Source organism: Streptomyces sp. NPDC052040 (assembly GCF_044548405.1).
GTDB lineage: Bacteria > Actinomycetota > Actinomycetes > Streptomycetales > Streptomycetaceae > Streptomyces.
This window is the reverse complement of record NZ_JBIUBV010000004.1, coordinates 420,780-440,324: the sequence shown is the minus strand read 5'-3', so window position 1 is coordinate 440,324 and position 19,545 is coordinate 420,780. Positions and strand designations below refer to the sequence as shown.

15 protein-coding genes and 2 rRNA genes are annotated in these 19,545 nt (G+C 73.5%); 12 read left to right on the top strand and 5 right to left on the bottom strand.

Features of this window, described 5'->3' with window-relative positions:
• From ACIHAA_RS12735 to ACIHAA_RS12725, 3 genes are all read left to right on the top strand, one after another.
• Positions 1-73: ribosomal RNA gene (locus ACIHAA_RS12735) — 23S ribosomal RNA — on the top strand; the annotation flags it as partial.
• 105 nt (positions 74-178) lie between these two features.
• A 5S ribosomal RNA gene (gene rrf / locus ACIHAA_RS12730) occupies positions 179-295 on the top strand.
• Positions 296-1,691: 1,396 nt separating this feature from the next.
• Complete coding sequence (locus tag ACIHAA_RS12725) at positions 1,692-2,510, top strand: hypothetical protein (protein WP_399816148.1); 819 nt, start codon at positions 1,692-1,694, stop codon at positions 2,508-2,510.
• A 74-nt stretch (positions 2,511-2,584) separates the two neighbouring features.
• Here the strand turns inward: ACIHAA_RS12725 and ACIHAA_RS12720 are convergent, their stop codons facing one another.
• Positions 2,585-3,877, bottom strand: coding sequence for a DUF1015 domain-containing protein (locus ACIHAA_RS12720; protein ID WP_399816111.1), 1,293 nt, complete (start codon positions 3,875-3,877; stop codon positions 2,585-2,587).
• A 69-nt stretch (positions 3,878-3,946) separates the two neighbouring features.
• Between ACIHAA_RS12720 and ACIHAA_RS12715 the strand changes: the two genes are divergently transcribed.
• Genes ACIHAA_RS12715 through ACIHAA_RS12700 form a run of 4 tightly spaced genes read left to right on the top strand, consistent with a single transcriptional unit; the run spans position 3,947 to position 7,965 of the window.
• Positions 3,947-4,975: an HAD hydrolase-like protein gene (locus ACIHAA_RS12715; protein ID WP_399816109.1), complete on the top strand. Its 1,029-nt coding sequence runs from the start codon at positions 3,947-3,949 to the stop codon at positions 4,973-4,975.
• A gap of 46 nt (positions 4,976-5,021) precedes the next feature.
• On the top strand, positions 5,022-6,065 hold the full coding sequence (locus ACIHAA_RS12710) for a FecCD family ABC transporter permease (RefSeq protein WP_399816107.1): 1,044 nt from the start codon (positions 5,022-5,024) through the stop codon (positions 6,063-6,065).
• Entirely contained in the window at positions 6,062-7,099 is a 1,038-nt protein-coding gene (locus tag ACIHAA_RS12705; RefSeq protein WP_399816105.1) for a FecCD family ABC transporter permease, read from the top strand. Before ACIHAA_RS12710 ends, ACIHAA_RS12705 begins: the two co-directional genes overlap by 4 nt.
• Positions 7,096-7,965, top strand: coding sequence for an ABC transporter ATP-binding protein (locus ACIHAA_RS12700; RefSeq protein WP_399816104.1), 870 nt, complete (start codon positions 7,096-7,098; stop codon positions 7,963-7,965). The genes ACIHAA_RS12705 and ACIHAA_RS12700 overlap by 4 nt, the downstream gene beginning before the upstream one ends.
• A 56-nt stretch (positions 7,966-8,021) precedes the next feature.
• On the opposite strand, the gene ACIHAA_RS12695 is transcribed toward ACIHAA_RS12700, so the two are convergent.
• On the bottom strand, positions 8,022-8,369 hold the full coding sequence (locus tag ACIHAA_RS12695) for an alkyl sulfatase C-terminal domain-containing protein (protein ID WP_399816102.1): 348 nt from the start codon (positions 8,367-8,369) through the stop codon (positions 8,022-8,024).
• Between the two features lie 42 nt (positions 8,370-8,411).
• On the opposite strand from ACIHAA_RS12695, the gene ACIHAA_RS12690 reads away from it, so the two are divergent.
• From ACIHAA_RS12690 to ACIHAA_RS12670, 5 genes are all read left to right on the top strand, one after another.
• Positions 8,412-8,735, top strand: coding sequence for a hypothetical protein (locus ACIHAA_RS12690; protein WP_399816100.1), 324 nt, complete (start codon positions 8,412-8,414; stop codon positions 8,733-8,735).
• 7 nt (positions 8,736-8,742) lie between these two features.
• Entirely contained in the window at positions 8,743-9,558 is an 816-nt protein-coding gene (locus tag ACIHAA_RS12685; protein WP_399816098.1) for a TlyA family RNA methyltransferase, read from the top strand.
• Entirely contained in the window at positions 9,555-10,460 is a 906-nt protein-coding gene (locus tag ACIHAA_RS12680) for an NAD kinase (RefSeq protein WP_399816096.1), read from the top strand. Before ACIHAA_RS12685 ends, ACIHAA_RS12680 begins: the two co-directional genes overlap by 4 nt.
• Positions 10,461-10,548: 88 nt before the next feature.
• On the top strand, positions 10,549-12,291 hold the full coding sequence (gene recN / locus ACIHAA_RS12675) for a DNA repair protein RecN (protein ID WP_399816094.1): 1,743 nt from the start codon (positions 10,549-10,551) through the stop codon (positions 12,289-12,291).
• A 560-nt stretch (positions 12,292-12,851) separates the two neighbouring features.
• Positions 12,852-13,988 (top strand): glycosyltransferase family 4 protein, encoded by a 1,137-nt coding sequence (locus ACIHAA_RS12670; RefSeq protein ID WP_399816092.1) that lies wholly within the window; start codon positions 12,852-12,854, stop codon positions 13,986-13,988.
• Between the two features lie 3 nt (positions 13,989-13,991).
• Here ACIHAA_RS12670 and ACIHAA_RS12665 read toward each other — a convergent pair whose 3' ends face one another.
• From ACIHAA_RS12665 to ACIHAA_RS12655, 3 genes are all read right to left on the bottom strand, one after another.
• Positions 13,992-15,641 (bottom strand): PucR family transcriptional regulator, encoded by a 1,650-nt coding sequence (locus ACIHAA_RS12665; protein WP_399816091.1) that lies wholly within the window; start codon positions 15,639-15,641, stop codon positions 13,992-13,994.
• 67 nt (positions 15,642-15,708) lie between these two features.
• Positions 15,709-17,097 (bottom strand): FAD-binding oxidoreductase, encoded by a 1,389-nt coding sequence (locus ACIHAA_RS12660; RefSeq protein ID WP_399816089.1) that lies wholly within the window; start codon positions 17,095-17,097, stop codon positions 15,709-15,711.
• A gap of 286 nt (positions 17,098-17,383) precedes the next feature.
• Positions 17,384-19,186: a glycoside hydrolase family 15 protein gene (locus ACIHAA_RS12655; RefSeq protein WP_399816087.1), complete on the bottom strand. Its 1,803-nt coding sequence runs from the start codon at positions 19,184-19,186 to the stop codon at positions 17,384-17,386.
• Positions 19,187-19,545 lie beyond the last annotated feature (359 nt).

Below are 19,545 nucleotides of genomic sequence, written 5' to 3'. Positions count from 1 at the left end.
GTTGATAGGCCGGATCTGGAAGCACGGTAACGTGTGGAGGTGACCGGTACTAATAGGCCGAGGGCTTGTCCTCAGTTGCTCGCGTCCACTGTGTTTGTTCTGAGACAACGATCCGTTGTCGGTTTCAAAGCAGAACATCAATTGAAGAGTGTGCTTGTTCGCTCGAAACCATTAGGGTTTCGGTGGTCATAGCGTGAGGGAAACGCCCGGTTACATTTCGAACCCGGAAGCTAAGCCTTACAGCGCCGATGGTACTGCAGGGGGGACCCTGTGGGAGAGTAGGACGCCGCCGAACAATCTTTGGAGGACCCCTGGTCCCAGCGAATTCGCTGGGACCAGGGGTCCTTTTTTGTTTTTCCGAAGCGCGCCGGGTACCCGGCTGCGCGAGAATGGCTTTGCGGTACCGAAGACAGGAGTCACCCATGTCCACCAACTCTCCCGACGAGCGCCCCGAGCGCGACCATCGCCGACGGGACAGTGGTGACCGCGGCGGATACCGCGGGGCGCCGCGCCGCGGCGACGACCGTGGGGGCAACGGCGACCGCGGTGGCTTCCGCCGTGACGACCGCCGTGACGACCGTGGCGGGGACCGCGGCAACCGTGGCGGGGACCGCGGCGACCGTGGCGGGTTCCGCCGCGACGACGACCGCGGTGGCTTCCGCCGTGACGACCGCCGTGACGACCGTGGCGGGTACCCCCGGCGGGACGACCGCGAGCACGGCGGACGTCCGCCGTTCCGCCGCGACGACCGTCCGAGCGGTCCGCGCCGTGACGACCGCGACCGTCCGGGCTTCCGCCGGGACGACGACCGTGGCGGGTTCCGTCGCGAGGGTGACCGTCCCGCCTTCCGTCGCGACGACGACCGTGGAGGCGCCGGCCGTCGCGACGACAACCGTGGCTCCTACGGGCGTCGCGACGACGACCGCGGGCGCTTCGGCCGCCGTGACGACGACCGCCCGGGTTACGGCCGCCGCGACGACAACCGTTCCGGCTACGGCCGCCGCGACGACGACCGGCCGAGCGGTCCGCGCCGTGACGACCGCGACCGCCCGGCCTTCCGCCGCGACGACCGTCCCACCGACCGCCGTGACGAGCGCCGCGATGACCGCCGTGACGACCGGGACCGTGGCTTCCGGCGGGACGACCGCGAGCAGGGCGGACGTCCTCCCTTCCGCCGTGACGACGACCGGCGCGGCGGGGAGCGGGGGGACCGCGGGGACCGTGGCGGCTTCCGCCGCGACGACCGTCCCGGCGACCGCCGTGACGACCGCCGTGACGATCGGGGCGGGTACCCCCGCCGTGACGACCGCCGTGGTGACGACCGCCGTGGCGGGTTCCGTCGGGAAGACGACCGTGGCGGGTTCCGCCGCGACGACGACCGCCCGTCCTTCCGCCGTGACGACGACCGCGGTGGCTTCCGCCGCGACGAGCGCCGCGACGACCGTCCCACCGAGCGCCGCGATGACCGGCGCGACGACCGGCGTGACGACCGCGGGGGCTTCCGCGGGCGGGACGACCGGGGTACCGGTCCGCGTGGTCCCCGGCGCGACGACCGCGGTGGACGTCCCGGCGGCTTCCGAGGCCGTGACGACCGGCGCGATGACCGGCGCGACGACCGCCGAGGCGACGACCGCCGTGGCGGTGGCCGGTTCCGTGACGAGCGGGACCGTGACCGCGAGCCGATCAAGCGGCTGCCGATCCCCGCGGACGTCACCGGCGAGGAGATCGACAAGGACGTACGGCAGGAACTCCAGAGCCTGCCCAAGACGCTCGCGGACGACGTCGCCAGGAACCTGGTGATGGTGGCCCGGCTCATCGACGAGGACCCCGAGGGCGCCTACGGGTACTCGAAGGTGGCGCTGCGGCTTGCCTCCAGGGTGGCCGCCGTGCGCGAGGCCGCCGGTTTCGCCGCGTACGCCAGCCAGAAGTACAGCGAGGCGCTCGCCGAGTTCCGGGCCGCCCGGCGGATGACCGGGCACATCGAGCTGTGGCCCCTCATGGCCGACTGCGAGCGTGGCCTCGGCCGTCCCGAGAAGGCCCTGGACATGGCCGGTGCGCCCGAGGTGCACAAGCTCGACAAGGCCGGCCAGGTCGAGATGCGGCTCGTCGCCGCCGGTGCCCGCCGCGACATGGGCCAGCTCGATGCCGCCATCGTGACCCTCCAGAGCCCGGAGCTGGCCTCCAACTCCGTACAGCCCTGGACCGCGCGCCTGCGGTACGCGTACGCCGACGCCCTGCTGGCCGCCGGGCGGGAAGGCGAGGCGCGCGAGTGGTTCGCCAAGGCGCTCGAGTCCGACAAGGACGGCAGCACGGACGCCTCCGACCGCCTCGCCGAGCTGGACGGAGTCGAGTTCGTCGACGCGTTCGACGAGCAGGCCGACGACGAGGACAAGGGCGAGGACAAGGGCGAGAAGGGCGGCGCCGACGGCGACACGTCCTCCTCCCCGGTCGCACCGGTCGAGGACGCCGAGGCCGCTGACGACGCCGAGGGCGAAGCGCGCCGGGACTGACGTTCGGGCAACAGAGCGGGGCGGGATCCGACCGGGATCCCGCCCCGCTGGGCTGTTCGGGTGTATTCGGCCGGTCAGGAGGTGGTCAGGGCCCGCAGGACCAGACCCGACGCCGGCTTGGGGCCGAACGACGTCGACTTGCGGGGCATCGTCACCCCCTGGCGGGCCAGCTCGCGCACGACCTCCTCGCGCACCGGGTGCAGCAGCACGGCCGTACCGCCCTCCTGCTCGGCCTTCTCCACCGTGGCGGCCGTGTCATGGATGTACGCGATGTGCTCCGGGGAGTCCTCCGGAATGTGCCACACATGCTCCAGAAGTGTCGCGTGCAGCACGGTCGCGTCCAGGGAGCGCCAGGCCTCCGGCGGGTCCGCGGGCACCGTACGGGCCAGCAGTTCCGGGGACGGCCGGTCCACCAGATGGAAGGCGCCGTCGCCCGCCAGCAGATAGGCGTTGCCCCGGCCGGCCGCCTCGGCCAGCTCGTCCAGGGCCTTGGGCAGCGGCACGTCCAGACGGCGGACGCGGAAGAGTCCGGTCAGCGCGGACAGCGCGTCGGCCACCGGAAGGCGGTGCAGCAGACGGTGGATCGCCCGCACCCGCAGGGGATAGCGGGCGGTGTCCACCAGCAGGACCAGGCCGTAGTCCCAGGGGCTGGGAGAGCCGTGCTCCGCGCGCAGCCGCAGATAGGTGGCCCACCGGTGGTGGCCGTCGGCGATCAGGGCCTGGTGGCGGGCCAGCTCCGTCTGGACCTCGGCGACCTCGGCAGGATCCGTGACCGCCCACAGGCAATGGCTGAAACCGTCCTCCGTGGTGGTGCGCAACAGCGGAGAACGTTCGGCAGTGCGTTCGATGACGGCGCCCGCGCCGGTGGCGGACCCGTTGCCCCGGTAGGTCAGCAGCAGGGGCTCCAGATTGGCGGAGGTCGCGCGCATCAGGGCCGCCCGTTCGGCGATCACATGCGGCATCACGTCCTCGTGGGGGAGGACCACGCCGTCCGACGGCTGCGACACCCGCAGCGCGCCGATGACGCCCCGCTGGACGAGGCCGTTGCCCCGCTGCTCGTAGACATAGAGCCCGGGTTCGGTGTCGGCCCGCAGAACACCCTCGTCCAGCCAGCGGCGCAGCGTGCTGGCGGCCTGCTTGGTACGGGCCGCCGGGGTGGCCGCCTGGGGCAGGATGAGGCGCACGATGTTGTGCGGATCGGCCGACTCCAGGTGCAGGAGACCGTCCGGGCGTACGACGACGTCGTACGGCGGCGAGGTGACCGCGGCGAGACTGCCGACGCGGTCCGGGTCGTAGCGCAGGCCCCGGAAGGGGGTCAGTTCGAGGCCCTTGCCCGCTGGTACGTCCCTGGGACCTGCTGTGTTCATTGGTGCATCGTAAGTGTGCCGGTGCCGTGGGGGATGATCGGGGAAACAAGCGAACGAGGAGCGATGGTAATGAGCCAGACCGTCAGGACGCGGCCCGAGGGCAGTGGGCGCCCGCTGAGCAAGGCGTACGACACGGCGCTGCTCGACCTGGACGGAGTGGTGTACGCGGGCGGGCAGGCGATCGCGCACGCCGTGGAGTCGCTCGGGTCCGCACGATCGGGCGGCATGCATCTGGCGTATGTGACGAACAACGCCCTGCGCACGCCCGATGCGGTGGCCGCGCACCTCACCGAGCTGGGGATACCGGCCGAGGCGTCGGACGTGGTCACCTCGGCGCAGGCGGTGGCCCGGCTGATCAGCGAGCAGGTGCCCGCCGGGTCGCGGGTCCTGGTGATCGGCGGGGAGGGGCTGCGGGTCGCCCTGCGGGAGCGCGGTCTGGTGCCGGTGGAGTCGGCCGAGGACGATCCGGCGGCCGTGGTGCAGGGATACGGGGGCCCCGAGCTGCCCTGGGGGCGATTCGCCGAGGCGTGTTACGCCATTGCGGGCGGGGTGCCCTGGTTCGCGTCCAACACCGACCTCACCATTCCGGGCGCGCGGGGTATCGCGCCCGGCAACGGGGCCGCCGTGGAGGTCGTACGGATCGCGACCGGCGCCGAACCGCAGGTGGCGGGCAAGCCGCTGCCGCCGATGCACCGGGAGACGATCCTGCGCACCGGGGCCCGGCGGCCGCTGGTGGTCGGGGACCGGCTCGACACGGACATCGAGGGCGCCTTCAACGGCGGGGTGGACTCGCTGCTGGTCCTGACCGGGGTGACCGACGGCGCTCAGCTGTTGGCCGCCCCCGCGCACCACCGGCCGACCTATGTCGACGCGGACCTGCGGGGTCTTGGCACGGGTCAGCCTGAGGTCGAAGAGGCGGGCGACGGCTTCCGCTGCGGCGGCTGGACGGCGACGGCCGGGCAGGACCGGCTCGAACTGGCGGGCGAGGGTGAGCCCCTGGACGGGCTGCGGGCCCTGTGCGCGGCGGCCTGGACGGCGGCCGGTGAGGGCTCGTGCGGACTGGACGGGGAGAAGGCGCTCGCCCGGCTGGGGCTGTGAGCCGTGGGCTGGATCGGTTGATGAGAGGGTAGGCTAACCTAACTACGTGTTGGTCGACAGTCCTCCTGAACCGCGCGCGGAGACCGCCCCCGCGCTCCCAACCCGCCGGGCGATACGCACCCTTGGACTCCTTCTCTCGCTGGTGATCCTGGCGCTCGTGGCGCTGGCGAGCATCGCGATCGGCGCGAAGGGGCTCTCGCCGGAGCAGGTCTGGCACGGCCTGTTCCACGACACGGGGAACTACACCGATGTGGTCGTCGACGACCGGCTGTCGCGCACGGTCCTCGGGCTGCTCGCCGGTGCCGCCCTCGGCCTGTCCGGTGCCGTCCTCCAGGCGCTCACCCGCAACCCCCTGGCCGACCCGGGACTGCTCGGCATCAACGCGGGCGCGTCCGCCGCGGTCGTCACCGCCATCACCTACTTCGGCGTCACCAGCCTGACCGGCTATGTCTGGTTCGCCTTCGCCGGCGCGGCCGCCGTGGGAGCCCTCGTGTGGTTCCTCGGCGGCAGCCGGGGCGCCACACCGGTACGGCTCGCCCTCGCCGGGACCGCGATCAGCGCGGCCCTCTACGGCTATCTCCAGGCCGTGATGATCTCGGACGACGCGGCGCTCGGCAAGATGCGCTTCTGGACGGTCGGTTCGCTGGCCTCGGCCACCGACACGACGATCCGGCAGGTCCTGCCGTTCCTCGTGGTCGGCACGGTCCTCGCGCTGGCCCTCGCCCGGCCGCTGAACGCCATGGCCATGGGCGACGACACCGCCCGCGCCCTCGGCGCCCATCTCAACCGCACCCGCGCGCTGTCGATGGCCGCGGCCACGGTGCTGTGCGGTGCGGCGACCGCCGCATGCGGCCCGATCGTCTTCGTCGGACTGATGGTCCCGCACGCCGTACGGTCCTTCACCGGCCCGGACCTGCGCTGGATCCTGCCGTATGCGACCGTCCTGTCGCCCGTGCTGCTGCTCGGCTCCGACGTCATCGGCCGCATCGTCGCCCGGCCCGCCGAACTCCAGGTCGGCATCGTGACCGCGGTCATCGGCGGCCCGGTCTTCATCTTCCTCGTACGACGACGCAGGACGGCGCAGCTGTGAAGACCACCCGTACCGTGCGCACCCCCGGCGGCCTCTCCCTGCGCCTCGACGTCCGGGCGGTCACCGTCGTCTCCCTGCTGCTGGCGGCCGCGCTCACCGCGGCCGTCGTCCTGATCGGCACCGGCGACTTCCCGATTCCGGCGGCCGACGTCCTCAAGACCCTGGTCGGGGACGGCAACCCGGGCCAGGAGTTCATCGTCAACGAACTGCGGCTGCCCCGGGTGCTGGTGGGCCTGCTGGTCGGCGCCTCGCTGGGGCTCGGCGGCGCCCTCTTCCAGTCCGTCTCCCGCAACCCGCTGGGCAGCCCGGACGTGCTCGGCCTCGGCCAGGGCTCGACGGCCGGGGCGCTGGTGGTGATCGTGCTGTTCTCCGGCAGCGCCACCGAGGTCGCCGTCGGCGCGCTCGTCGGGGGCCTCGCAACCGGCCTCGCCATCTATCTGCTCGCCTGGAAGCAGGGCGTGCACGGCTACCGGCTGGTGCTGGTCGGTATCGGCGTCAGCGCCGTGGCGACGGCCGTCAACGGCTATCTGCTCACCAAGGCCGACATCGTCGACGCGGCCCGCGCGGTCGTCTGGATGACGGGCTCCCTCAACGGCCGCGACTGGGACCAGGTCTGGCCCCTGCTCGCGCTGTGCGCCGTCCTCGTACCGCTCGTCCTCGCCCAGTCCCGGGGCCTGCGGATGACGGAGATGGGCGACGACGTGGCGTACGCCCTCGGGGTCCGCGTGGAGCGGGTACGGGTGCTGCTGATGGTGTCCGCGGTGCTGCTCACCTCCGGGGCCACCGCCGCCGCGGGCCCGGTCGGGTTCGTGGCGCTCACCGCGCCCCAGCTCGCCCGCCGCCTGACCCGCTCGCCCGGACCGAACCTGGTGGCCTCCATGGCCATGGGCGCCACCCTGCTGATCGTCGCGGACTGGGCCTCGCAGCGGGCCTTCGGCGCGGACCAGCTGCCGGTGGGCGTGGTCACCGGTGTCCTCGGCGGTGTCTATCTGCTGTGGCTGCTGGTCACCGAGCGCCGGGCGGGCCGCATATGAGTACTCCGATCGCCCTGGGCGCACCCGGACAGAACGACACAAGGAGCACAGTGAACCGCCTCAGCGCCGAGGGCGTCACCCTCGCCTACGACCAGCGTGTGATCGCCGAACGGCTGTCCGTGGAGATCCCGGACAACTCGTTCACCGTGATCGTCGGCCCCAACGCCTGCGGCAAGTCCACCCTGCTGCGGGCGCTGTCCCGGATGCTGAAGCCGTCCCAGGGCCGGGTGCTGCTCGACGGCGAGGTCATCCAGTCGATGCCGGCCAAGAAGGTGGCGCGGACCCTGGGCCTGCTGCCCCAGTCCTCGATCGCGCCGGACGGCATCACCGTCGGCGACCTGGTGGGCCGCGGCCGCTATCCGCACCAGGGGATCCTGCGCCAGTGGTCGAGCGAGGACGAGCGGATCGTCCGGGAGGCGATGGCGCAGACCGGCGTCGGCGAACTGGCCGACCGCTATGTCGACGAACTCTCCGGCGGCCAGCGGCAGCGCGTGTGGATCGCCATGGCGCTCGCCCAGCAGACCCCGCTGCTGCTGCTCGACGAGCCGACCACCTATCTCGACATCCAGCACCAGATCGACGTACTCGACCTGTGCGCGGAACTGCACGAGGAGCAGGGGCGGACGCTGGTCGCGGTGCTGCACGACCTCAACCATGCCGCGCGCTACGCCACCCATCTCATCGCCCTGCGCGGGGGCGAGGTGGTCGCCGAGGGCGCGCCGAAGGACATCGTCACGGCCGAGCTGGTCGAGGAGGTGTTCGGGCTGCGCTGCCAGATCATCGACGACCCGGAGACCGGTACGCCGCTGGTGGTTCCCGCGGCCCGCGGCGCACGGGTGCGTGTCGCGGCCGAAGGGGTCTCCTGACGAGCCGCTGGGGTCTTTCGTTTGGAGCGAGCCCGGCATGATCCAAACGAGAGGCCCTAAAGGAGTTTCCTGAGCCGCAGCAGGTCCAGCAGGGCCGCCTCCAGCTTCACCCGGCCCGAGGCCCAGGCCTTGGCGAAGTGCAGCTCGCCGCCGACCATCGCCACCAGGTCGTCGCCGGTCATCGTCAGCCGGATCTGGGCCTTGCCCGGCGGCGGCCCCTGGAGCGTGTCGAGCACCCGGATCCGGCCGTCTTCCAGACGTCCCACGAAGGTCACGTCCAGATCGGTGATGCGGCAGCTGACCGAGCGGTCGAGAGCCGCGGCCGCGCGTACGTCCCCGTCGGAGCCCGCCAGGGTGTCCGAGAACTTCTCCAGTGCCGTACGGCACTCATCAATCGTCGCCATCGTGAGCGACGGTACCCCAGGCCCAGGAGGTAGCGTCGGGGCATGAGCGACTCTGTGACCGCGGCGCACACCGGACCCGTGGCCGGGCCCGCCGGGGACGCCGGCGCCGGGACCGTCGTGGAGCCCGCCGACGGACCCGAGTCCGACCCGGCGGCCCCGGCTCCGCTGAACGTGGACCGGACCCCCACCGGCAACGCCGAGGTCGACGCCCGGCTGGGGCGGCTGGCCGACGCCGACCACCTCGCCACGGACGGCCACATCGAGGTGTACGAGGATGTACACGGGGGGCTGCGCGACGCGCTCACCGCGCTGGACGCCCGACCGGGACCTCCGGTGCCCCCACGACCGTACGAAAACAGGAGCTGAACCGAACGTGGCAGGAGTGGCACGCCGCCGTCTGGACGCTGAGCTGGTCCGACGGAAGCTGGCGCGCTCGCGCGAGCACGCGAGCCAGCTGATCGCCGCGGGCCGGGTCACCGTCGGCAAGACCGTCGCGACCAAGCCCGCCACCCAGGTGGAGACCGCGGCCGCCATCGTCGTCGTGCAGGACGACAGCGACCCCGAGTACGTGTCCCGGGGCGGCCACAAGCTGGCGGGCGCCCTGGAGGCCTTCGTGCCGCAGGGCCTGCTGGTCGAGGGGCGGCGGGCGCTGGACGCCGGTGCGTCCACCGGAGGCTTCACCGATGTCCTGCTGCGTGCCGGTGCCGCCCGGGTCGTCGCCGTCGACGTCGGGTACGGGCAGCTGGCCTGGTCGCTCCAGAGCGATGAACGCGTCACCGTCAAGGACCGTACGAACGTACGGGAGTTGACGCTCGAAGCGATCGATGGGGAACCAGTGGATCTAGTCGTGGGGGATCTGTCCTTCATCCCGCTCGGCCTGGTGCTGCCTGCCCTGGTGCGGTGCACAAAGCCGGACGCCGATCTGGTGATGATGGTCAAGCCTCAGTTCGAGGTGGGCAAGGAGCGGCTGGGCAGCGGCGGTGTCGTCCGCAGCCCCGAGCTGCGCGCCGAGGCCGTGTGCGGAGTGGCCGAACGGGCCGCGGAACTGGGGCTCGGGGTGAAGGGCGTGACGGCCAGTCCGCTGCCCGGACCCTCGGGCAACGTCGAGTACTTTCTGTGGCTGCGAGCCGGGGCACCCGCACTGGACCCGGCCGACGTAGACCGTGCAGTGGTGGAGGGGCCGCGTTGACACAGCACTCAGCTCGTACTGTTTTCCTGCTCGCCCACACCGGCCGCCCCGCGGCCGTCCGCAGCGCCGAACTGGTGGTCAAGGGACTGCTGAGGTGCGGGATCGGCGTCCGCGTCCTGGAGGCCGAGGCGGAGGACCTGCCGCTGCCGGACGAGGTGGAGCTGATCAAGGAGGCCACCCCGCAGTGCCTCGACGGGTGCGAGCTGCTCATCGTGCTCGGCGGCGACGGGACCCTGCTGCGCGGCGCCGAGTTCGCCCGCGCCTCCGGGGTGCCGATGCTCGGCGTCAACCTGGGCCGGGTCGGCTTCCTCGCCGAGGCCGAGCGCGACGACCTGGACCGGGTCGTCGACCGGGTGGTGATGAAGGCGTACGAGGTCGAGGAGCGGATGACCGTCGATGTCGTCGTGCACAAGAACGGCGACATCGTGCACACCGACTGGGCGCTCAACGAGGCGGCCGTGCAGAAGGTCTCCGCGGAGAAGCTGCTCGAGGTCGTCCTGGAGATCGACGGGCGGCCGGTGACCGGCTTCGGCTGCGACGGCATCGTCTGCGCCACCCCGACCGGCTCCACCGCGTACGCCTTCTCCGCGGGCGGGCCCGTGGTGTGGCCCGAGGTGGAGGCCCTGCTCATGGTGCCGATCAGCGCGCACGCCCTGTTCGCCAAGCCACTGGTGACCTCGCCGGACTCCGTGCTCGCCGTGGAGGTGCAGCCGGACACCCCGCACGGGGTGCTGTGGTGCGACGGGCGGCGCACGGTCGAGCTGCCGCAGGGGGCCAGGGTCGAGGTGCGGAGGGGAGCGGTGCCGGTACGGCTGGCCCGGCTGCACCACGCCTCCTTCACGGACCGGCTGGTGGCGAAGTTCGCCCTTCCCGTGTCCGGGTGGCGCGGCGCACCGCACTAGGGTCTTTCGTTCGGATCGGGCCGGGCCGGGGCGCGGTGTCCCTCTCCGGGGTGACAGGGCCGCTCGCACATCCCCGGCCCGACCTCGTATGGTCTTCTCCGTGTTGGAGGAGATGCGGATACGGTCGCTGGGAGTCATCGACGACGCGGTCGTGGAGCTGTCACCCGGCTTCACCGCCGTGACCGGTGAGACGGGCGCGGGCAAGACCATGGTCGTCACCAGCCTCGGCCTGCTGCTCGGCGGGCGCGCGGACCCGGCGCTCGTACGGATCGGCGCCAGGAACGCGGTCGTCGAGGGGCGGATCACCCTGGCCCGGGACGCCTCGGCCGCCGTACGCGCCGAGGAGGCCGGTGCCGAGCTGGACGACGGCGCGCTGCTGATCAGCCGTACCGTGTCCGCCGAAGGGCGCTCCCGGGCGCACCTGGGCGGCCGCTCCGTGCCCGTCGGGCTCCTCGCGGAGCTGGCCGACGAACTGGTCGCCGTGCACGGCCAGACCGACCAGCAGGGCCTGCTGAAGCTGTCCCGGCAGCGGCAGGCGCTCGACCGGTACGCCGGGGACGCGGTCGCCGTGCCGCTCGCCAAGTACGCCGAGGCCTACCGTCGGCTGCGGGCGGTCGCCACCGAGCTGGACGAGATCACCACCCGGGCCCGCGAGCGGGCGCAGGAGGCCGATCTGCTGCGCTTCGGCCTCGACGAGATCGCGGCCGTGGAGCCGCGGCCCGGTGAGGACGTGGAGCTGGCCGAGGAGGCCGAGCGGCTCGGGCACGCGGAGGCGCTGGCGTCCGCGGCGACCGCCGCGCACGCCGCACTGGCGGGCAACCCCGAGGACCCCGAGGGTGTCGACGCGGCCACGCTGGTCGCGGGCGCGCACCGGGCCCTGGAGTCGGTGCGGTCGCACGACCCCGCGCTGGCCCAGCTCGCCGACCGGATCGGGGAGATCGGGATCCTGCTGGGCGATGTGGCGGGGGAGCTGGCGGGCTACGCCGACGACCTGGACGCCGATCCGCGGCGGCTGGCGGCCGTGGAGGAGCGGCGGGCCGCGCTCACCGCGCTGACCAGGAAGTACGGCGAGGACGTGGGCGCCGTGCGCGCCTGGGCCGAGCAGAGCGCCGCGCGGCTGACCGAACTCGACGGCGACGACGACCGGATCGGTGAACTGACCGCCGAGCGGGACGGGCTGCGCGGCGAACTGGGCGGCCTCGCCCAGGCGCTGACGGACGCCCGGACGGAGGCCGCCGAGCGGTTCGCCGCGGCCGTCACCGCCGAGCTGGCCTCGCTCGCCATGCCGCACGCGCGGGTGTCGTTCGAGATCCGGCAGACGGACGACCCGGAGGGCGTGGAGGTCGGCGGGCGTACGGTCGCCTGCGGGCCGTCGGGCGCCGACGAGGTCGAGCTGCTGCTCGCGCCCCACCCGGGCGCGCCGCCGCGGCCCATCGCCAAGGGCGCGTCGGGCGGTGAGCTGTCCCGGGTGATGCTCGCGGTGGAGGTCGTGTTCGCGGGGACGGACCCGGTGCCCACCTATCTCTTCGACGAGGTCGACGCGGGCGTCGGCGGCAAGGCGGCGGTGGAGATCGGGCGGCGTCTCGCCCGCCTGGCGAAGACCGCGCAGGTCGTCGTCGTGACCCATCTGCCGCAGGTGGCGGCGTTCGCCGACCGGCAGCTGCTGGTGGAGAAGACGAACGACGGGTCGGTGACGCGGTCGGGTGTGAAGGTGCTGGAGGGCGAGGACCGCGTCCGCGAGCTGTCCCGGATGCTCGCGGGCCAGGAGGACTCCGAGACCGCCCGCGCCCACGCGGAGGAACTCCTCGCGGCGGCCCGGGCCGACGCGTAGCGGCACGGGGTATCCGTGCTGCTCGTGCTCGTACGGGTCGTGCGTGCCGCCCGTGCTCTTCGAGGCCGCGCGCTGCCCGGGCCGGGGGACCGGCCGCCGGGCGGGAAGCGCCGCCGGGCGGCCGCCCGGGGGTGACGGGACGACCATGTGCGGCGGCGCCGTCCCGCGCCGTCGTTCCGGCGCCTTTCCGTGGTGCCGTCCCGCGCCGTCGTCCCGGCCCTTCGCCGGGTCGTCCCGGCGCCTTTCCGCGGGGCCGTCCGCGCCGTTGTCCCGGCGTCCTTCCTCGGCGCCGTCCCGCGCCCGCGTTCCGGTGCCCTTCCGTGGTGCCGTCGCGGTGTCACCCCGGCGCGCCCCCCGTCCGTGATCACTCGGGGGAGTGAGCGGGAGCGCCGCCGGACGCTCCGCCCGCCCCCCTGGGGGCACTCCGCCGGTGCCGCACCACCCCTGCTCCCTGGCATGCTTGAGTCATCCGCGGAGCACTTCGCGCGGTCCGCCCCCGTCGCGTGATCCTTCTGTACGTTTCTTCGTGACCGCCCGACGCCGAACCAGGAGCCCGGCACGTGAGCCTCGCGAGCAGCCACTCAGCGCACGGCCGGACGCCGCTGCGCACCGTGCAGGTGCTCGGCGGGGGCAGCGCGGGCAGCAGTGCGCATGTGCGGTCCCTGGCCGCCGGACTGGTCGCCAGGGGCGTGCGGGTCACCGTGTGCGCCCCCCTTGAGGCCGAGCGCAACCACGAGTTCACCGGCGTCGGCGCCCAGCACGTCCCCGTGGACCGCAGCACCGAGCCCGCCGCCCTGGCCGCGCTCCGCGCCGTCTGCGCCGACGCGGACCTGGTGCACGCCCATGGGTTGCACGCGGGACTGCGCACCGCGCTCGCGCTCGGCGGACGGCGCATTCCCTTTGTGGTCACCTGGCACACGCGGGCGCATGTGGACGGCGCGCGCGCCCAGTTGAGGCGCCTGCTGGAACGCCGGGTGGCCCGGGCCGCGTCGGTGGTCCTCGGCACCTCCTCCGACCTGGTCGACCGGGCCCGCCGCCGGGGTGCCCGCGACGTCCGGCTCGCCGCTGTCGCCCTGCCGCTCCCGCGCACGGCCCCCGACCACGACGACCCCGACCGGCTGCGCTCCAAGACCCGGGCGGAACTCGGCGCCACCGGGCGCCCCTTGCTGATGGCGGTCGGCTCGCTGGAGCGCTACCGCGGCTATGACGTGCTGCTCGACGCCGCCCGCGTCTGGCGGCGGCTGGACCCGGTACCCCTGGTCGCCGTCGCGGGGGAGGGGCCCCGGCGGACGGTCCTCCAGCGGCGCATCGAGGACGAGGGGCTGCCGGTGCGGCTCCTCGGGCGGCGCGAGGACGTGGCCGAACTGCTCTCCGCCGCCGATCTGGCACTGCTGCCCAGCAGCTGGGAGTCCCGCTCGCTTCTCGCCCAGGAGGCACTGCGGGCGGGGGTGCCGCTGGTCGCCACCGCCGTCGGCGGCACCCGCGAACTCGTCGGCGACGCCGCCGAACTCGTCCCGTACGGTGACGCCGAGACGCTCGCCACCACCGTCGTAGGGCTCCTGGACGACCCGGAGCGGCGCGCGCTGCTGCGGGAGCAGGGCGCCCGGCAGGCCGCGACCTGGCCCACCGAGGACGAGACTGTGGCCCAGGTGCTCAGCGTCTACGACGAGTTGACGCAGCTCCGGCCCTACCCGTGAGCCCTACTGCTGGGGTGCGTGGCGGCGGGCCCGCAGGGCGAGGCTGAGGGTCAGGACCGTCTCCGGGTCGTCGAGGTCCGTGCCCAGCAGCTCCCCGATCCGGGCCAGCCGGTTGTAGAGGGTCTGCCGGTTCAGATGCAGTTCACGGGCGGTCTCCGCCTTGCGGCCCGCGTGCGCCAGATACGTTTCCAGGGTGGGCAGCAGCGGCGGCCTGGAGCGGTGGTCGTGGTCGCGCAGCGCACCGATCGCACGGTCTACGAACGCCGCCAGGTCCGGATGGTCCCGCAGCCGCCACAGCAGCAGGTCGATGTCGAGGCGCCGGGCGTCGTGCCAGGGCCGCTCCGGCAGCCCCTGGGCGGCCGTCGCGGTCTCCGCCGCGTGCCGCAGTCCGGTCGACGCCGCCGCCCAGCCGCCCGCCGCCACCCCGACCACCACGACCGGCGGCCGGGCGCCCGGCCGCTGCATCCCGGCCCGCTCCACCCCCGCCCGCAGTGCTGCGGCCACCCGGTCGGCGACCCCGGCCCGCTCCGACTCCGCGCGCAGCCCCAGCAGCAGCGGCACCCGGCCCTCCACCGGCCGCACCCCGAGCAGCACCGGCACCCCCACCGACCCCAGCTCCTCCGCGACCGCGCGGGCCAGCACCGCCCAGCCTCCGCCGCCCGGTGCGGGACCGTCCGCCAGCCGCATCACCACCGGCAGCAGCGGCCCGCCGCCCGGCTTGAAACCGAGCACCCGGGCCTGCGCGGGCGCGTCCTCGGCGGTGATCCGGCCCTCGGCGAGATCACTGAGGAAGTCGCCGCGCCCCCGCGCCGCCAGCTCCTCCTCCTGGCGGGCCTGCATCAGCACCACCGCGAGCACGGCCGCGGCACGCTCGGCGGCGATCCGGTGCACCGGCGCCACCGGTGCCGTGACCGGCAGCAGCACCAGCCGGGCCCGTACCGAGCCGGTGCCCGGGCCGCCGCCCGGCACCTCCACGATGGTGGTGCCCGCCGGGGGCGCGTCCTGGTGCTGGCCGCGCAGGCCCTCCCACACCTGGAGCGGATCGGTGTCGCCCGGCCCGGCCCCGGCGGCGTAGAGCAGCCGTCCGTCGGCGGTCTCCAGGAACACCGGGTTGCCGCCGAAACCGGCCAGGATCTCCAGGACCTGCGGCACCCCGCCCCCGCCGAGCAGCGCCCCGGTGCACCGGCGGTGCACCTCCTCGGCCCGCTGGAGCAGCGCGTAGTGCCCGTTGACGATCTCGGTGTGGATCTCCTCGGTGACCGCCACGAAGGGCACCTCGCGGTGCAGCTGGACCAGCGGCAGCCCCGCCGTGCGGGCCGTCTCCACCAGGGCCGCGGGCAGCCGGGAGAAGCGCGGGCCCAGTTCGACCACCAGGGCCGCGATGCCGCGTTCGGCCAGGGTGCGGACGAAGGCGCGCTGGTCGGCGGGGCGGGTGCCGAGGCCGTAGCCCGTGGTCAGCAGCAGTTCGCCGCCCTTCAGCAGCGAGGCGATGTTCGGGACCTCCCCGGCGTGCACCCAGCGCACCGTGCGGTGCAGCCGGTCGGCGCAGGCGAGCACCTCCGGCAGTCCGCTGCGCAGCCCGGGCAGCTCCAGCGCCCGCTGCACGGTGATCCCGGTTTCCGGGGAGCCCTGGGGGTCGAAACGGCTGTCCATGCGGCGACGCTACCTGCGCGGACGCCCCCGGCGCACCGGGGACCCCGCCGGGCAGGGGGTCCGTCGCTCAGGCGGGCCGGATGTTGTGGTTGTAGCGGAAGACATTGTCCGGGTCGTACTGGCGTTTGACCCGCGCCAGCCGGTTGAGATGCTCGGCACCGAATCCGGCCACCACCCGGTCCCTGCCCTCGTCCCCGATGAAGTTGAGATAGACCGCCCCCGTGCTCCAGGGCCGGGCGGCCGCGCGCAGGTCCCGCACCCAGCCAAGGGCCCGTTCGTCGTCCGCCGGGTCCGCCCAGAGCCCGAAGGGGTGCACGGCCCAGGCCGCGTCCCGGTAGGGCACCGGGTACTCCGCCGGTCCGGCGGCGATCGCGCCGCCCTGCGGGAACAGCGCCTGCTGGCAGCCCGGCGCGGCGGGCATCGCGGGGGCCAGCGCGCAGAAGGCGTCGACCAGCTCACCGGGAAGGGCACGCACATACTCGACCGACCAGCGGTTGCGCAGCCCGGGCGGGGCGTCCAGCAGGCACTGCACCTCGGCGTACGGCAGCGCGGCGACCATCTCGGACGCGTGCGGCAGCGCCAGCAGCGGCCGGGCGAGCTTGCGCAGCTCCTCCTCGCCGCCCAGGAAGGTGACCAGCGCCGCGCACAGCAGCGTGCCCACCAGGTGTCCGGGGACGAAGGGCGCGGGCGGCCCGGTCAGGTACAGCACGGCGCCGCCTGCCTGCGGGGGGCCGTCGGCGAGGAGGTCGCGGTAGGTCCTGACCACGTCCGGGCCGCGCTCGGGCGGGAAGAGCAGCAGGGCGATCGAGAACTCGGGCAGCTCGTGCAGTCTCAGCGTCAGGGCCGTGGCCACACCGTAGTTGCCGCCGCCGCCGTGCAGCGCCCAGAACAGCTCGGGGTTCTCGTCGGCGCTCGCGCGTACGGGGGTGCCGTCCGCGGTGACCAGCTCCACGCCGAGCAGATTGTCGGCGGCGAGCCCGAAGGCCCGGTCCAGCCAGCCGGTGCCGCCGCCGAGTACGAAGCCGCCGACGCCGGTGGTGGAGACCCGGCCACCGGTGGTGGCCAGGCCGTACGGCTGGGTGGCCCGGTCCAGCTGGCTCATCAGGGCACCGCCCTCCACCCGCACCCAGGCGGTGCCCGGACCGGGGTGGACCGTGACCCGGCGCATCCGGCGCAGGTCCACCACCAGGCCGTTGTCGTTGACCGCCATCCCCGCGACGCTGTGGCCGCCGCCGCGGACCGCGATCTTCAGGTCCAGGTCCCGGGCGAAGCGCACCGCCCGGATGACGTCGACCTCGCCCGCGCACTGCGCGATCACGGCGGGGTGGCGGTCGATCATCGCGTTGAAGACGGTCCGGGCCTCGTCGTAGCCGGGGTCGCCGGGAGCGACGACCTCGCCCTCCAGCTGTGCGCGGAGCGCGGCGAGCGCCGCACCGGCCTTCGAAAGGGGAGCCATGGCGGCCGGGCCCCTTCCCGCAGGGGACAGAACTGCCTTTCAGCCTAGGCGGACAGGGCGCGCCAGTCCTGTTCGCCCGGCGCACGCGGGCCTGCGGCTTTCGCCCGAAGCGCGCCGCAGCCCCCACCGCGCGCCCCACGCACCCGACGCGCGCATCCGCCATCACGCGCCCCACGCGCCCGCCCCGCACGCCCTCGTACGCCCTCGTACGCGCCGAGGCCGTCAGCCGCCGCGGGCGCCGACCGCTGCCGTACGGGCCGGGCGCAGCCCCACGCCCCCGAGACCGTCAGCCCCCGTACGCCCCCGAGGCCGTCAGCCGCAGGGCCGTGTCGATCAGCGGGACATGGCTGAAGGCCTGCGGGAAGTTGCCGACCTGGCGCTTGAGCCGCGGGTCCCACTCCTCGGCGAGCAGACCGAGGTCGTTGCGCAGCGCGAGCAGCTTCTCGAAGAGCTTGCGGGCCTCGTCGACCCGGCCGATCATCGCCAGGTCGTCGGCGAGCCAGAACGAGCAGGCCAGGAACGCGCCCTCGTCGCCCGGCAGCCCGTCCACGCCCTCGTCCTCGCCCGAGGTCGGATAGCGCAGGATGAAGCCGTCGGGCGTGGACAGCTCGCGCTGGATCGCCTCGATCGTGCCGATCACCCGCTTGTCGTCCGGCGGCAGAAAGCCCATCTGCGGGATCAGCAGCAGAGAGGCGTCCAGCTCCCGGGAGCCGTAGGACTGGGTGAAGGTGTTGCGCTCCTTGTCGTAGCCCTTCTCGCACACGTCCCGGTGGATGTCGTCGCGCAGCTCGCGCCACTCCTCCAGCGGACCGTCCGCGTCACCGGACTCGATCAGCTTGATGGTGCGGTCCACCGCCACCCAGGCCATGACCTTGGAGTGCACGAAGTGGCGGCGCGGGCCGCGCACCTCCCAGATGCCCTCGTCGGGCTCGTCCCAGTGCTGCTCCAGATAGCGGATCAGCTTGAGCTGGAGCAGGGAGGCGTAGTCATTGCGGGCCAGGCCCGTCATATGGGCCAGGTGCAGGGCCTCGGTGACCTCTCCGTACACATCCAGCTGCAACTGGTGTGCGGCTCCGTTGCCGACGCGCACCGGCGCGGAGTTCTCGTAGCCGGGGAGCCAGTCCAACTCGGCCTCGCCGAGTTCCCGTTCGCCCGCGATGCCGTACATGATCTGGAGGTTCTCGGGGTCGCCCGCCACGGCGCGCAGCAGCCATTCGCGCCAGGCGCGCGCCTCCTCGCGGTAGCCGGTGCGCAGCAGCGAGGAGAGGGTGATCGCGGCGTCGCGCAGCCAGGTGTAGCGGTAGTCCCAGTTGCGGACGCCGCCGATCTCCTCGGGCAGCGAGGTCGTGGGCGCGGCCACGATGCCGCCGGTCGGGGCGTAGGTGAGGGCCTTGAGCGTGATCAGGGAGCGGACCACGGCCTCGCGGTAGGGGCCGTGGTACGTACAGTGCTCCACCCAGTCGCGCCAGAAGTCCTCGGTCGCCTCCAGGGACTGCTCGGGCTCGGGCAGCGACGGCGGCTCCCGGTGCGAGGGCTGCCAGGAGATGGTGAACGCGATCCGCTCGCCCGGGCCCACCGTGAAGTCCGCGTAGGTCGTCAGGCCCTTGCCGTAGGTCTCGGCCTGTGTGTCGAACCACACCGAGTCGGGTCCGGCGACGGCCACCGTGCGGCCCTCGTGCTTGTGCACCCAGGGGACCACGCGACCGTAGGAGAAACGCATCCGCAGCGCCGAGCGCATCGGCACCCGGCCCGTGACGCCCTCCACGATCCTGATCAGCTGGGGCGCGCCGTCACGCGGCGGCATGAAGTCGGTCACCCGGACCGTGCCGCGCGGGGTGTCCCACTCGGAGTCCAGGATCAGGGACTCACCGCGGTAGGAGCGCCGGGTGGCCGCCGGGGGCTCGATGTCCGCCGCGTGCGCCGGGCCGAGCCGCCAGAAGCCGTGTTCCTCGGTACCGAGCAGTCCCGCGAAGACGGCATGGGAGTCGAATCGGGGCAGGCACAGCCAGTCCACGGTGCCGTCCCGGCAGACCAGCGCCGCGGTCTGCATGTCTCCAATGAGTGCGTAGTCTTCGATGCGCCCGGCCAATGCAACTCCAGTCGAACGGCCACGACGCCCCTCAAGGGGCGCTCGCTCTTTGCGGTCATGGGGTCGGTGAGAAAGACGTTGTCCACCGACCTGTTCGAAAACGAAGCAGCCGGTGTTCAACGAACTGACGAGCTGTTGTAGTTCCGGTGACGGCCGGGGGTGGTGCCGTTTGCCGGGAGTGCTCGGCAGCGATCGTCCGAGCAGGATACGACGCACGTGGAGGGTGCGCGTGTCTGTCCGGCCTACGGTACGGCTCCGAACGAGTGAGGCGACAACGGCCGCGTCGGGTCCGTGGTGAGCCATGCGCGGAGCGTGGCCGGAAGCAGCCCCCTCCGGGCGCTGATACGCTGGTAGCCCGT

Bases quoted from the DNA above. Each gene is read 5' to 3' on its own strand.
- ACIHAA_RS12720 (WP_399816111.1), bottom strand. From the start codon at position 3,877: ATGAACACAGCAGGTCCCAGGGACGTACCAGCGGGCAAGGGCCTCGAA.
- ACIHAA_RS12715 (WP_399816109.1), top strand. From the start codon at position 3,947: ATGAGCCAGACCGTCAGGACGCGGCCCGAGGGCAGTGGGCGCCCGCTG.
- ACIHAA_RS12700 (WP_399816104.1), top strand. From the start codon at position 7,096: ATGAGTACTCCGATCGCCCTGGGCGCACCCGGACAGAACGACACAAGG.
- ACIHAA_RS12695 (WP_399816102.1), bottom strand. From the start codon at position 8,369: ATGGCGACGATTGATGAGTGCCGTACGGCACTGGAGAAGTTCTCGGAC.
- ACIHAA_RS12690 (WP_399816100.1), top strand. From the start codon at position 8,412: ATGAGCGACTCTGTGACCGCGGCGCACACCGGACCCGTGGCCGGGCCC.
- recN (WP_399816094.1), top strand. From the start codon at position 10,549: ATGGTCTTCTCCGTGTTGGAGGAGATGCGGATACGGTCGCTGGGAGTC.
- ACIHAA_RS12665 (WP_399816091.1), bottom strand. From the start codon at position 15,641: ATGGACAGCCGTTTCGACCCCCAGGGCTCCCCGGAAACCGGGATCACC.
- ACIHAA_RS12660 (WP_399816089.1), bottom strand. From the start codon at position 17,097: ATGGCTCCCCTTTCGAAGGCCGGTGCGGCGCTCGCCGCGCTCCGCGCA.